General features: G+C 29.2%; 14 protein-coding genes. 10 read left to right on the top strand and 4 right to left on the bottom strand.

Annotated features, from left to right (window positions below):
* Positions 1–80: 80 nt before the first annotated feature.
* Together ACSBO6_RS15205 and ACSBO6_RS15200 are read left to right on the top strand one after the other, a co-directional pair.
* Complete coding sequence (locus ACSBO6_RS15205) at positions 81–428, top strand: DUF6054 family protein (RefSeq protein ID WP_498843627.1); 348 nt, start codon at positions 81–83, stop codon at positions 426–428.
* A 56-nt stretch (positions 429–484) separates the two neighbouring features.
* Positions 485–961 (top strand): GNAT family N-acetyltransferase, encoded by a 477-nt coding sequence (locus tag ACSBO6_RS15200; RefSeq protein WP_498843626.1) that lies wholly within the window; start codon positions 485–487, stop codon positions 959–961.
* A 216-nt stretch (positions 962–1,177) separates the two neighbouring features.
* Here ACSBO6_RS15200 and ACSBO6_RS15195 read toward each other — a convergent pair whose 3' ends face one another.
* Entirely contained in the window at positions 1,178–1,426 is a 249-nt protein-coding gene (locus ACSBO6_RS15195) for a hypothetical protein (protein WP_498843625.1), read from the bottom strand.
* A gap of 275 nt (positions 1,427–1,701) precedes the next feature.
* On the opposite strand from ACSBO6_RS15195, the gene ACSBO6_RS15190 reads away from it, so the two are divergent.
* The gene (locus ACSBO6_RS15190) at positions 1,702–1,977 is read left to right on the top strand and encodes a hypothetical protein (protein WP_498843624.1); all 276 of its coding nucleotides are present in this window, start codon (positions 1,702–1,704) and stop codon (positions 1,975–1,977) included.
* 320 nt (positions 1,978–2,297) lie between these two features.
* On the opposite strand, the gene ACSBO6_RS15185 is transcribed toward ACSBO6_RS15190, so the two are convergent.
* Positions 2,298–2,468: a hypothetical protein gene (locus ACSBO6_RS15185; RefSeq protein WP_180232779.1), complete on the bottom strand. Its 171-nt coding sequence runs from the start codon at positions 2,466–2,468 to the stop codon at positions 2,298–2,300.
* Positions 2,469–2,487: 19 nt separating this feature from the next.
* Entirely contained in the window at positions 2,488–3,381 is an 894-nt protein-coding gene (locus ACSBO6_RS15180; RefSeq protein ID WP_498843623.1) for a hypothetical protein, read from the bottom strand.
* A gap of 1,450 nt (positions 3,382–4,831) precedes the next feature.
* On the opposite strand from ACSBO6_RS15180, the gene ACSBO6_RS15175 reads away from it, so the two are divergent.
* The 4 genes from ACSBO6_RS15175 to ACSBO6_RS15160 all read left to right on the top strand — a co-directional run bounded on the left by ACSBO6_RS15175 (position 4,832) and on the right by ACSBO6_RS15160 (position 8,594).
* A complete protein-coding gene (locus ACSBO6_RS15175) occupies positions 4,832–5,113 on the top strand; it encodes an uberolysin/carnocyclin family circular bacteriocin (RefSeq protein ID WP_218937211.1) in 282 nt (93 codons plus the stop codon).
* A 1,506-nt stretch (positions 5,114–6,619) separates the two neighbouring features.
* The gene (locus ACSBO6_RS15170; RefSeq protein WP_498843622.1) at positions 6,620–7,207 is read left to right on the top strand and encodes an ATP-binding cassette domain-containing protein; all 588 of its coding nucleotides are present in this window, start codon (positions 6,620–6,622) and stop codon (positions 7,205–7,207) included.
* Entirely contained in the window at positions 7,204–7,698 is a 495-nt protein-coding gene (locus ACSBO6_RS15165) for a hypothetical protein (protein ID WP_098843929.1), read from the top strand. Before ACSBO6_RS15170 ends, ACSBO6_RS15165 begins: the two co-directional genes overlap by 4 nt.
* A gap of 518 nt (positions 7,699–8,216) precedes the next feature.
* On the top strand, positions 8,217–8,594 hold the full coding sequence (locus ACSBO6_RS15160) for a hypothetical protein (RefSeq protein WP_498843621.1): 378 nt from the start codon (positions 8,217–8,219) through the stop codon (positions 8,592–8,594).
* Positions 8,595–9,060: 466 nt separating this feature from the next.
* On the opposite strand, the gene ACSBO6_RS15155 is transcribed toward ACSBO6_RS15160, so the two are convergent.
* Positions 9,061–10,443, bottom strand: coding sequence for a hypothetical protein (locus ACSBO6_RS15155; protein ID WP_498843620.1), 1,383 nt, complete (start codon positions 10,441–10,443; stop codon positions 9,061–9,063).
* A gap of 221 nt (positions 10,444–10,664) precedes the next feature.
* On the opposite strand from ACSBO6_RS15155, the gene ACSBO6_RS15150 reads away from it, so the two are divergent.
* The 3 genes from ACSBO6_RS15150 (at position 10,665) to ACSBO6_RS15140 (ending at position 12,944) form a co-directional block, all read left to right on the top strand.
* Positions 10,665–11,387: an amino acid ABC transporter ATP-binding protein gene (locus ACSBO6_RS15150; protein ID WP_098846607.1), complete on the top strand. Its 723-nt coding sequence runs from the start codon at positions 10,665–10,667 to the stop codon at positions 11,385–11,387.
* A gap of 78 nt (positions 11,388–11,465) precedes the next feature.
* Positions 11,466–12,197 (top strand): ABC transporter substrate-binding protein, encoded by a 732-nt coding sequence (locus ACSBO6_RS15145; protein WP_286138340.1) that lies wholly within the window; start codon positions 11,466–11,468, stop codon positions 12,195–12,197.
* A 45-nt stretch (positions 12,198–12,242) separates the two neighbouring features.
* Positions 12,243–12,944: an amino acid ABC transporter permease gene (locus ACSBO6_RS15140; protein WP_098846605.1), complete on the top strand. Its 702-nt coding sequence runs from the start codon at positions 12,243–12,245 to the stop codon at positions 12,942–12,944.
* Positions 12,945–13,140: the final 196 nt, after the last annotated feature.

Below are 13,140 nucleotides of genomic sequence, written 5' to 3'. Positions count from 1 at the left end.
GTAGTTAATCGTATTTCATTTACAGTAATATGAAATTAGAGAGAAATAAATTCATTTATCTCATTTAAAGGAGGATAAGGATGAAACATTACTTAGAATTCACTGTTAACATAAAGCCAGTTCAAGTATCTCAAATGATTATAGAAGAGACTGAATTAAAGTCTAATTTGATCTTTCAAGATTATAAAGTTGCTGAAGAAAAAGAAATTGCCATCCTAGTATTTCAAAAATTCTTTCTTAGAAATAATAGTACCGCAACATTGACAGTCACAATTGATAACTTTAATGGTGTTACCTATGTTAAGTGCATTTCCTCAGGTAATGGGGAAGGAATGTTTGATATTGGTTGGGGAGCAGGAAAAAGTTTTATAAAACCAATTAGACTAAGGTTGGCAGCTAATATATTGGAAATAATTGAGGATCATTAATATTTGTACGAGAGTCAAAATTCCCAAAGTTAAAACAACGAACGAGGTGAAATTGCATGAAGATTTTAATCCGAAATGCCAATCAAAAAGACTACGAATCATTATTACCATTATTTAGACAAGTTCACGATTTACACGTTTTTGAAAGACCAGACCTATACAAAGAGAACTCAACTCCAGTTATAAAAGAGGATTTTAATAACCAATTAAAAGATGAGACACAACATATTCTAGTGGCAACTCTAGGTACTGAAATAGTAGGCGTAACAGTATTAAAGGAAGAAGAAATACATGAAAACTCCTTTGTTAATGCAAGGAAAATCTTACTTGTAAATAGTTTATGTGTTGATGTTGCAAGTAGAAAAAAGGGGATTGGAAGAAAACTCATGCAATCTGTTATTGACTTCGCGAAAGAATTGAAGGTTGATAGTATTGAATTAGGAGTTTCAGAGAGTAATCAAAATGCGATCCATTTCTATGAGTCAATTGGAATGGTAACAAAAAATAGAAAAATGGAGTTTCGATTAAGTTAAGTAAAGGAGATATACATAACATAGAGCCTAATAATTGGCTCTTTTTATCTATTAAGGCAGAATAATACTGCATAAAATACCGTACTATTGAAGGAATTAATGTTTTACTCAAAATGATACAATCATTTCTCAGTAAAAAAATAAAAGCCTGTGTCTTTGATTACTTGATAATCGTGGATTCAGGCCTTCTTGCTTATTGAATTTTTAGAATTGCTCCTATTTGCAGCCAATCCTATTTAATTTTTCCATAAATCTTGCTGTTTGAATTCTACTTTGCGCCAATCGATTATGACGTTGTTTTCGAACTTCGCCAATAATACTTTCTAGTGAATTATCTTTTTCAACAATAGTTTGATGACCAATTGTTACTGTTACATTCCCCGTTGAACTATTTGTATAAGCGCTAACTCTACTAGATCTTTTTCTATTTCTTTCATTTGATTTTTTAGTTTCTTCTTTTAACATTTAATTCACCTCTTTTATTATTTTGAAGTAACCAATACTTTCGTCTAGGATGTTTTAACGATTCTGTGCTATTAATTTAAAAATAACACGAATTATCCAAAATTTTTATAACCAAAATATATACCACATTTGATAAGCTATGATAATAAAGTATAAGGTTTTAATTTTTTACCAAAAGCCTTTTTTTAGGGGGCTTTTGGCTATAAAAAAGAATTACGCTTAAGTAACATAAATTAATTAATTTAATAAAGGAACATAAAAATGTGGAGGTAAATATGAAAAAATTATTAATAAAGTTATTAATAGTCATAATAATTTTTACAGTACCCTATACATATTTTAAAGTTAAAGCTGTAATTACTAAAAAAGAAGTAAAAGCTTTTATAATTGAAACGAAAGGTATTAACAAAAACAATATTGAGGAAATTCAGCCATTTTATAATTTTCTAAAAGACGGAAGCAAGTGCATTGTTCGAGTAAAATTAAAAGGACAAGACTACCAATTCTATGTGGAAGAAAATGGTAAAATAGTAGAGAATCATTTTTATTGAATGTTTAAAAAAAGAGTTATTTTATAGTTAAGTATATTGAAGTACTAAATAGTGTGCTTAAGATTGTCTAATTATTGGACAATCTTTTTTACTTTTCTAGGCAGCGGAGCCAAAAGAACTTTACATCATTGACGGTAAGCATAATGACTTTATGTATCATGAGCACCCTGTGTTCCAAGAATTGGTTGGGGAGTTGAAAGAATTTTTTGGGAAGAATTTGAGTTATACTAAATTAGAGACAGTAAGATAATAATTTATAAAGAATATTTACTTTAAAAGGACGCATTTTGCGTCCTTTTAGAATTTTAATAGAAGGAAAATTATTTCACGTTTTTATAAATTTTGTATAAAAGTCCTATTATTACGCCTAAATAGATCGATAGAGTAATATAGAACGAGTTTAATTCATCAAAATTAAGTAAAATGAATAATACTGATAAAAAATAAAATACAATAGGTGAAGCGATTGCAAAAATAAGAATATTTTTCATTTAATTAACCTCTATAATACTAATAATTAAATTTTATCATAGTATTTTCCATAGTATTTTTTATACCAGCTACCCCGACTCCTATACTTCCCGTTTTAATGTCTAGAGAATATATTACACCAGCAGTAATATGTGTGTGGTGACCAAAAGCATTAGCAGTTATATCATATTTATTACCTTTAGTTACTTCAACTGAAAGATAACCGTTGTGATTATATGGGGCCATATTAATCCCCAAATCTTTTAAATTGAATTTTTTTGCGATCCCTTTGTTATTTTTTGTTGTACTTTTTGCTCCAACTGAATGTATCCCTTTACCATCTGTGTATTTATAACTAAACTTATCGGTATTTGGTATTTTTACAGAACTTGTAGAATGGGTAATAGCGACTACATCAGTTAATTTCATATTTGGGGTTTTTAGCCATGTAAACGAGTTTTTTATTAGAGTATTTCCATTACTTAACTTTGAAGAGGATGTAGTCATTTTTAAATAACCGGTTGTTTTAGAATTAGTACCTCGACCTAACTTTGTTGTATTAATTTCATTAATTGCTTGAGCTTTTGAGATTTCTTCAACAGCAGGATCAGAGTAAGGGATATCTTGTGTTAGTTTATAGTAATTTTCATCTAAAGCTAAATTTGATCCGTATAAATCTTTGAAATCATTATATTCTTCAACTGTCATACTATTAATTTCCTCAGTTGAAAAACCTAAATTTTGTAATTTTATTCTCTCTAAAGTATTAAATTGAACTGGACTTACTAGTTCTTCAGATAAAATATGTATTTCTTCGGTGGGTGTATTTTGAATTTCTTCAGCATTAGCAAAGCCATTTGAAAGTCCTCCAACAAAAAAAAGTGTGCTTAATACTAAAAAAAAACTGTGTTTGTTACTTCGTTTGATAACCATATTGACCTCCGATTTTTTAAAAAAATTACAAGATTTATAATTTTATTTTTTAATTAGTAATGAGTAAAGTTTAAAAACCGTATAGTAAATTTCCTTCCTATTTATTTTTTAAAATTTATTAGAAAACTAATTTACTAGATTATCTACCATAACTATCACCTCTTATGAAAATAATTTATTTATGTCTTTAATTGTAGTTATCTGGAGAATATATTCAGTGAAATTTTTGTGAAAATTTTAATAAATCATTACATGTTTTTACAAAAGAAAGTACCATAGTGAACATTCTAATGGAATCATAGTTTCTATGCGTTTTTATAGGCTTTTGATCGAAGTAATTGTAGTGTAGAATCAATAATTGTGAAAGCGTTCATAATTCTATTACTCTGGAAAAACAAGAGTTCTTAGACACAATATATATAGCGATTCAGCGCGTACAAAATTAATAAAATCTTACTAGACTGAAACATATTAAAATAGCGGAGGTCAGCATCAAATTCTTCAATGCTGACCTCCGCTATTGTATTTATTAACAAATATTGATATACAGATAAATATTAAAAAACTAAAAATAATATATTGATAATTTCGTTTAGTTCGAGGCATTTTAATAAATATTAGTAAGTAACTTAATAAAAATAGACATGTTACAACTATATTTACGGTACTTTCTATCATAAAACGTGTATTTAACATAAAAAGTAAAGGCTGCATCCCCGATGAAATAGAAAGTATTCTGTAGAAAGGAAAATCTTTCTCATCCATAATCTTCAATTACTCCTTTTTTAGTTTGATTTATAAAAAATTTCTGTGTTATTCCTATACTAGAAAACCTAATCTATCAAGTTGATCACCTCTTTATGTAATTAATTTCTTTAATTATAGTGATCTTGTGAGTGAATTTAGTGGAAATTTTTTGAAACTTTTAGTAAATCTTCACATGTTTTTACTAAAGTATATACCATATTCATATAGTTTTTAGTATCAATAATATCGTTAATGGAATCATAGTTTCGAAGAGTTTTTATAAGCTTCTGATCAAAGAAATTGTAATAGTAGAAGTAGGATCGATGAGTGTGAAAATTATCATAATTCAGTCAATTGAATTTAGTAAAATTTTCCTTTTATTATGTTAAGTTAGATGTTAAGATAATTTCGTAAACGTTTACTAAAAAATAAAAGATATATTTAAATAACGCACATGAATAGTAGAAAAATATTATTTATTATTTTATTAATTATTGTTTCAATCTTTCTACTAGTCTTATTGACCGGTCAAATATCGTTCTTTAATAAGAAAAGTAAATTTAAACTAACTATTTAGGTTAGAAGTAAACTCGTTTAGAACACATTTTGTCAATTGTGAAGTTGATAACATAGTCTTTTACACATGAATCAACTTTACTAGCAAGGGTATTAGGCTCTAACAATTAAAAAAGGGGGAATTATCATGTCTTTAGTGATGAATAAAAAAACAATTTTATATGTATTAGGAATGGCTGTATTGCTTTCAACTTTAACTATTTCTTTGCCATATCTTGCAGCTAACTTAGGTGTCTCGACTACAGTAGCTGGCAAAGTTATAACTATTATTGATACATTTAGTACAATTACAACGATTATTAGTCTTGTTGCGATTATTGTTGGATATGGAGTTATTTCAACTGCACTTGTTATTTCCGCTAAAAAAATTATCTCAAAATATGGAAAAGGTTATGCGACTACTTGGTAAAAGTAGCTAAATAGAGATATATGTTAAAAGCTATTTTCAAGTTAAAAATTGAAGAGGTTAAAACTATTTTTAATAGCTTGTTAATAAAATCTGAAATAAATAAATTATTAGTTAAATCCATAGGAATAGTTTTACTATTCCTATGTGTCTTTCTTATTATTTGTTATCCAGTTGAGCTATTGTATCTTTTTAATAGATTTAATGTCATTTTTATATCATTGGATATTAATATACTATTTTTGTTTACATTGGTGACAATGATTAGCGGGAACAAGAATATTATTTCAACTTTACAATATGATTTCTATAAGTTTTACGGAGATAGATATTTATTTTTATTTTTTTATTTAAAAGAGAAAATTATGGTATTTATTTTGGGGATTATTGTCCTTATTTTTGTTTTTTTAAGCTACGTTTTCTCTTACATTTCTCTAACTAGTTTTTTAATCTCACTTTTATCTATATTACTATTTATCACATTAAACATACTGTACCTTGTATATATAAAGAATAAAAATCAAATGAACTTTATGAAAGTTTTAAAACTCTTCTTCTTATTATTTGCATTTGGGATGTTTCTCATATTTATTACTTTTAATTTGTTTGGCTTTGGACGTATACCTTTATACGTAGTAATAAATATTCCATTGTTTTATTTATGTGCCAATTTATTTATTTACTCGGAATTAATATATGCAAATGCTAACTACAGACAACTGTTTATGCAATTCAAATATTTAAGAGTTCCTTTTATAAAGATTTATGGGAAAACAATTTTATACAAGAATACTTTCCATTCTTTTATAGGCATGAATATATTAATTATTCTTTTGCTAATAAATAAAGGATTTGATCATATACACGTTTTAACTTTTATTGCAGTAAATGCCTTCGCTTTTTATCTTTTATTACTATTTACATATAAAATAGTTATGTATGAATCATTTAAAGGGCAAAAAAATTATTTCTTTTACTTTTTTTTCATGGAATTGTTTTTTGGTTTTATTGCATTTAACATAATTTACATTGGGTGATTTTTATTAAAAAATTAAATATATATTTTTTATGTGTAATTTGCTTATTCATTCTATTTTTTATTTTAGTGGATGTCCCATCTAATATAAATTCTGATTCAGTCTATAAGAATATTGCATGTAAACCTGAAAATGTTTTTAAAATATTTTCCAACAATTTATTGGCTGTTATCTTTTATATCATACCAATACTAGGAGTTGGAAAATTATTAATAGACTTATATATTACAGTGGAATCATTAAAAATCTACATACTACATAATAATTTTGAAAATACATTATTTTTATTTTTTCCCCATTTTTTATTTGAATTATATGCTATGACAATATGGGTATATATGTCATGGGTTCTTTTCAGAGATATTTTTATAGAAAAAGAATTAAATTATACTAATTATATTAAATTAATCTTTTTTTCTATTATTCTTTTATTATTATCTGCAACAATTGAAGCTACTGAGAGGTGTTTTTTTTGATTGAACTAAAAAATATTGATTTTTTCTATCAAGAGGAAAACTATATCTTTAAAGATTTTAGTTTAACCCTCTTAGATAATAAAAAATACTGGTTACAAGGTAAAAATGGATCAGGAAAAACTACGCTATTAAATATTATATTGGGAATTAACAAGATCAAGGAAGGGGATTGCAATTTAAATTACAATAAAAGTAAAACCCTTTTTGTTCCATCAACCCCATTTTACGAACCCTATATGCTTTTAGAAGACTTTCTACATTTTTACCTTAATAAAATGTTGAAAATTCCAAAGCGATTTATCAATCTTGATGAATTAATAAAACAACTAGGACTAGAGAGTAACCGACATACTCCTTGCAAAGACTTATCTAAAGGAACTAAGCAAAAAATTATCATTTCAGCTTTATTTACTGACTATCCTTGGGAATATTTGTTCTTGGATGAACCTTTTGAGCATTTAGACATGGCTACATGTGAACTGGTTAAGGACAGAATTTTTAATGTCGAATCTTTTGTGTTTATTATAAATCACAAAGAACATTTATTAAGTGGAATATCTGACATTGAGAGGTTAGTATTATGAATCCAAAATCAATGTTTTTTATAAACTTTTCTCTTTTATTTGGGATCATTTTTCTAGTATTTATAGAAATTAAGAACTTTTATAAAATTCAATGGTCACAATCAAATATAATAATAGCTATATTTGCTATATTATTTGTCATGCTAATATGTATTCTTTTTATTAATATTTTGTTTAACTTTATTTTAGATAGATTTACATCGTTTAATATAGATTATAAAAAAAATCAAGAAAAAGTTTTAATTACTATTTTCTTAGTTAATCAAATCTTATTTTTAACAACATATCTTTTATTACTATTTAATAATCAATTATTCTTTACATTACAAGATTATAAATATATTACACCTATTATTTTTTCAATATTATTTTCTGTTCTATTGGGATTAAAAATTAAAGATATAATTTATTTCAATGTCGGGATAATCTCGGCAAATATTTTTCTTTTGATTTCCCAGAAACTTTTCCTAGTAGTAATCAAATCCTTTTAATTGAATTATTATTATGGTTGATAATAATCATAAGTGGAAATAAAAATTTTGATTAAATAAATAAATGTTCAAAGATGAATCAAAGCTTAAAGTACTGATTATTCAGTGCTTTTTTATTTTATAGAAGATATAAAATGTGATGTGAAAAATGAGAATAGATATTGTTGGAAGCATTGTTCATAGAAGTAAAATCTTGTCCTATAGTCATATGTTCCAAAAGTAATAAATGCAGATGTTGAACAATATGTGAAAACGTTCACAATAATAACAATGTGTCTTAGTAAATTTTACCTTTTATCATGTTAAGATATTTTTGTAAACGTTACTAAAAAAGGAGATCTATCTGTAAAAAACATGAATAGCCGAAAAATAATAATTATTATTTTATTAATTATTGTCTAAATCTTTTTACTAGTTTTATTGACAGGTCATATAACGTTTTTTAATAAGAAAAGTAAATCATACGTAGCTATCGGCTGATTGATCGGTTTATCAAAAAAATCTTAGGAGTGGAGAGGATGAAAAAGTTAATCTTTCATGGCGGTACAAATATTGAAATTGAAAAAAAGAAATTATCATTAATGACTAGAGCTCATGTGAAAAACTTATTTTCACATCATGGAGAATTATTAATTCATAATGATGTAATTGAATTTAAAGGCTGGAAAACTATTAATTGGCACGATATTACTGATTTGAAATTAGAAAATGATGATACTGTTAGTTCGAAATTATTCATGACTCAAACTAGACTTTTCTTTTTAAAATCAGCGAAACCGATAAAAATGTCATTAATAAATGATGAGGTTATCTACTTTTACGTTAATTGGAGTTTTTTTACGGGATTAAGTGATAACAACCACATAGTGAAATTGATTAATGATAAAATCTATTAGGCTTTAAATAGATACCTGCATTGGTGAACTTATATATTTTTTTATTCTACCTAATAAATACGAATTTCGTGGCGATTTTTCGGAATCAAAATTGTTGTGGGAGGTATATTATGTGAATAATCGAACAATATGTGAAGTTAACGGTAAAATTGAATGCCTTTATATAGACGTATAATTCTTTTGAAATGGAGTTTCTTGAATGACGAAAATCGATTCATTCTTTCTTGATTAGATTGAATAGCGAAATTGTAATAGAGCGTATCCTTTGTCTAACAATTAGGTCGAAATAAAGAATTAAATAATTTATTAATATGTATAAAAGTGAGTTAAGTAAAGGCATTTGAATATCTAATTGAGCAAAAAGTACAGGGGAATATTCTTGAAAATGGAAATTTTTATGATGAAATACAAAAGCAATTGATTTAAAAAGAAGGGCATAATATTTATGTGCCCTTCTAATTAATTACTAAATCAAAAATATCGCAACAACAGTAGTAACAGCCAACCCAATCAAAACAGGTACCAAATTCCGTCTAGCCAACTCAAACGGACTGACATTACAAATAGCCGCCGCAGGAATCAACGCCCAAGGAATCAGTGTTCCGCCACCAACCCAAATTGCTGCAATTTGCCCCATAGCAGTTAATGTTGCAACTCCATGACCTATTGCCGTAGCAAATAATGAAGCTACTGAGCCAGCCAGTGAAATTCCGGAGAATCCAGATCCATCTAAACCAGTAATTGCTCCAACTGTTGTTAATGTTACTCCCGCAACTCCAGGATTTACAGGAACTGCATGTGCTAAAGCAAAGCCTAAATCGTTTACAATTCCATTTGATCCTTTTGGCAAGTAATCTCCAATGATTGCCGTGAATCCACTATCTCCGAGATAGAAAAAAGCAGCAATTGGAATAACCGGACCGAATACTTTAAAACCGAATTTGAATCCATGAATTAAATAGTTTGTTACTTCTTCAAATCCTTTGTTCTTATGACCTATCATAGATAGAATGGAAAGAATTATTAGGGAAGTACCCCCGATTAATGCTGTTGCGTCTCCACCTTGTAGATTGAAATGAATCATCGCCCAAATATCCACTGCGAATAAAATGAAAACAAGAGCGGCCATCCATTTTTGTTGTGTTGAAGAAAGTAAATAGTTCTCAGCTTTTGTATCTTCTTCTGGGATTTCTACTGTTAACAGTCCTCTCTTCATATCACGTTTTAAGAAGTAAAAAGCAACGACGGTTGTCACGACACCCATTACGATTACAAGTGGAATACTTGCATGTAAAACATCTGAAACTGGGATGCCAGCTGCGTCGGCTGTTAGTTTTGGGGCACCCTGGATTACGTAATCACTAGATAAAGCAATCCCATGGCCAAATAAATTCATTGCCATCGCAACACCTAAAGCCGGTAACCCTACTCTTAAAGCAACTGGCAGTAAAACCGCACCAATTAAGGCAACTGCAGGTGACGGCCAGAAAAACCAAGAGACGACCATCATGACAATACCAATGGTCCAATAACTTAGTGTGGCGTTTCTCATCACCTTTGTAAATGGACTGATGAGTGCCTGATGCACTCCGCTATCTGTTAAAGCTTTACTCATTGAAACGATAATCGAGATGACTAAAATAGTAGAAAGTAATTCAGTTATGGCGTATATGAAACTTGAAAACAAGATACTGACGGAACTTGAAAGCGACTCAGTTGCTACTAGGCCAAGTAGGAAAATTCCTGCGAGACAGACTAGGCTTGTGTCACGTCTAAGAATTAGAAATAAAATAATTAACCCTATAAATGCTACATAAAGCCAATGTATGGCTGTTAAATCGACATGCATGAGAATAGCCCCCTTTCAATACATAGATTGGATATTAATATATGCATTCGCCTAGTTCTAGGTGATTGGAAAGATTTGTAAAAATGGGCCTATTGTCGGATTTCTGAAAATTATGTAATGACTAAATAGTCAGAATTGTGTATAATGTTAATAAAATAGAAATAGTTTCCGCATTGTGGAAAAAAGTGTTGTTATTTACTTGATGGGAGGGTTGAAACATTATGATTGAGATCAAAAGTGTAAGTAAATCATTTGGGCCATTACAAGTATTAAAAGGAATTGATTTAACGATTAATGAAAAAGAAGTGGTTGTTTTATTAGGAGCAAGTGGATCAGGAAAGAGTACTCTTTTAAGATGTTTAAACTTTTTAGAAATCAATGATACAGGAGAAATTTATTTTGATGGTGATTTGGTTCAACCTAGTAAAACAGATTTGAATAAAATTCGGTCAGAGGTTGGTATGGTTTTTCAACACTTTAATCTCTTTCCACATAAAACAGTTTTAGAAAATATCATTGAAGCTCCTATCCATGTTAAAGGAATGAAAAAGAGTGAAGCAAAAGAGATTGCTTATGTTTTATTGGAGAAAGTTGGACTGACAGATAAGGCCGATGAATATCCAGAAATGTTATCGGGTGGACAAAAACAAAGGGTTGCGATTGCACGTGCACTGGCGATGAACCCGAGGGTGATGCTTTTTGATGAGCCTACTTCAGCTTTAGATCCTGAACTGGTAGGAGAGGTTCTTCAAGTTATGAAACAGCTAGCAAGTGAAGGAATGACAATGGTTGTAGTTACGCATGAAATGGGTTTTGCTAGAGGAGTAGCGGATCGAGTTTTATTCATGGAAGAAGGCCTCATTTTAGAGGAAGGCACACCTAAACAGTTTTTTGAAAATCCACAAAATGAAAGGACGAAACAATTTCTTAATAGTATTTTATAATCTAAAAAAATGATGGAGGTTTGTGTAATGAAAAAGAATTGGCGTGGTATTTTATTATCTTCAATGGTAGCAGGGGCAATGTTTCTAAGTGCATGTGGGGCAGATAAAACCGGGAATGAAGCGAGTTCAAAAGAATTTCATTATGCAATGAGTGGATTATATAAACCATTTAACTATAAAGAAGATGGCAAGCTTGCTGGATTTGATGTTGAAATCGGTAAAGCACTTTCAGAAAAAATGGGAATGAAGGCTGTACCAGTAACAAACCCATGGGAAACAATTGTACAAGGCTTAGTGTCTAATAAGTATGATGCGATTTTAGGGAGTATGACGATTACGGAAGAACGATTAAAAGTGGTTGATTTCAGTAATCCATATTATATTTCAGGTTCTCAAATTTTTGTCGCTGATAATAATAAAGAAATCAAATCTGCTGAGGATTTAAAAGGGAAGAAAATTGGTGTTGTAAAAGCTAGCCCGTATAAAGATTTAGCGATTAAATATACTGGAAAAGAAAATGTCGTTGATTATGATAGTGACCTAACGGCGATAATGGATCTTCCAACTGGTAGACTAGATGCTGTTATTACAGATCAAATGGTCGGCTTTAGAGTCATTAAAGAAGGAAAAGCTAAGATTAAAGATGTAGGCACTCCATTAACTCACGATAACCAAGCAATTGCGGTAAGGAAAGAGGATAAAGAACTTCAGAAGAAAATTAACAAGGCTTTAGATGAAATTATTAAAGATGGAACTTATGAAAAAATTAGTGAAAAGTGGTTTGGCCGAAATATTCTTGAAGAAAAATAATAATAGAATTCTAGCCTAATAGGACAAGAAGAGGGGTGAGGTATCATGCATATATTTTTAAATACATTTCATGTGTTTTTAGAAGCGACATTATTAACGTTAAAATTAACAATCGTCTCTACTATTTTAGGAAGTGGAATAGGTCTTATTTTTGCATTTTTCAGACTCTCACGGATTAAAGTACTTAACTATATTGCTAATCTCTATGTCACAGTCATTCGTGGGACACCGTTGATCGTTCAAATCGCAATCTTATACTTTGGACTTTCTAGTATTATTACATTCTCGCAGTTTTGGGCTGGTGCAATAGCTTTAGGTGTGCATAGTGGAGCATATATTGCTGAAATCTTTCGTGGTTCCATTCAATCAATTGACAAAGGACAAATGGAAGCTGCACGCTCCCTTGGCATGTCCCAACCATTAGCAATGAGAAGAATCGTGTTACCTCAAGCATTTAAAATGGCGATTCCTGCTCTTGGAAATCAGTTTATAATTGGATTAAAAGATTCTTCGCTTGTAGCATATGTTGGGATGCAAGATTTATGGGGAGCAGGACTAAGTGAGGCTGCCTCTAACTTTGAACAAATGAATACATATATTGTAGTCGGTTTATATTATCTTGCACTTGTGTTAATTATTACGTATGGAGTTAAAAAGCTTGAAGATTCTTTAGATGTGAGTCGTAATAAAAAACGAAAAATAAGAAAAAATAAGTCTAATGCATCATTAGAATCAATAAAGCTATAAATTAATCTAAAAGTCCTTGGAAAAACAGGCGATAAATTTATAAGATAGATGTAAAAAATTACTCTCACAATTATTCATTTGCAAGTTCGAAACGAAAACAAGAAGTGCTGAGATACTCAAGTCAACGCAATTTTAAAAAAACATTCGAATACTACCAGCACGTAATGATCGGGGAATATTCCCAGACTTTTTGAAC

The organism is Bacillus sp. AL-1R, assembly GCF_052180195.1.
Classification (GTDB): Bacteria; Bacillota; Bacilli; order Bacillales; family Bacillaceae_G; genus Gottfriedia.
This window is presented reverse-complemented; position numbering and strand designations above follow the sequence as displayed.

Excerpts from the sequence above, each read along its gene's own strand:
- ACSBO6_RS15205 (WP_498843627.1), top strand. The coding sequence starts at position 81 with ATGAAACATTACTTAGAATTCACTGTTAACATAAAGCCAGTTCAAGTA.
- ACSBO6_RS15200 (WP_498843626.1), top strand. The coding sequence starts at position 485 with ATGAAGATTTTAATCCGAAATGCCAATCAAAAAGACTACGAATCATTA.
- ACSBO6_RS15195 (WP_498843625.1), bottom strand. The coding sequence starts at position 1,426 with ATGTTAAAAGAAGAAACTAAAAAATCAAATGAAAGAAATAGAAAAAGA.
- ACSBO6_RS15190 (WP_498843624.1), top strand. The coding sequence starts at position 1,702 with ATGAAAAAATTATTAATAAAGTTATTAATAGTCATAATAATTTTTACA.
- ACSBO6_RS15185 (WP_180232779.1), bottom strand. The coding sequence starts at position 2,468 with ATGAAAAATATTCTTATTTTTGCAATCGCTTCACCTATTGTATTTTAT.
- ACSBO6_RS15180 (WP_498843623.1), bottom strand. The coding sequence starts at position 3,381 with ATGGTTATCAAACGAAGTAACAAACACAGTTTTTTTTTAGTATTAAGC.
- ACSBO6_RS15175 (WP_218937211.1), top strand. The coding sequence starts at position 4,832 with ATGTCTTTAGTGATGAATAAAAAAACAATTTTATATGTATTAGGAATG.
- ACSBO6_RS15165 (WP_098843929.1), top strand. The coding sequence starts at position 7,204 with ATGAATCCAAAATCAATGTTTTTTATAAACTTTTCTCTTTTATTTGGG.
- ACSBO6_RS15160 (WP_498843621.1), top strand. The coding sequence starts at position 8,217 with ATGAAAAAGTTAATCTTTCATGGCGGTACAAATATTGAAATTGAAAAA.
- ACSBO6_RS15155 (WP_498843620.1), bottom strand. The coding sequence starts at position 10,443 with ATGCATGTCGATTTAACAGCCATACATTGGCTTTATGTAGCATTTATA.
- ACSBO6_RS15150 (WP_098846607.1), top strand. The coding sequence starts at position 10,665 with ATGATTGAGATCAAAAGTGTAAGTAAATCATTTGGGCCATTACAAGTA.
- ACSBO6_RS15145 (WP_286138340.1), top strand. The coding sequence starts at position 11,466 with ATGTTTCTAAGTGCATGTGGGGCAGATAAAACCGGGAATGAAGCGAGT.
- ACSBO6_RS15140 (WP_098846605.1), top strand. The coding sequence starts at position 12,243 with ATGCATATATTTTTAAATACATTTCATGTGTTTTTAGAAGCGACATTA.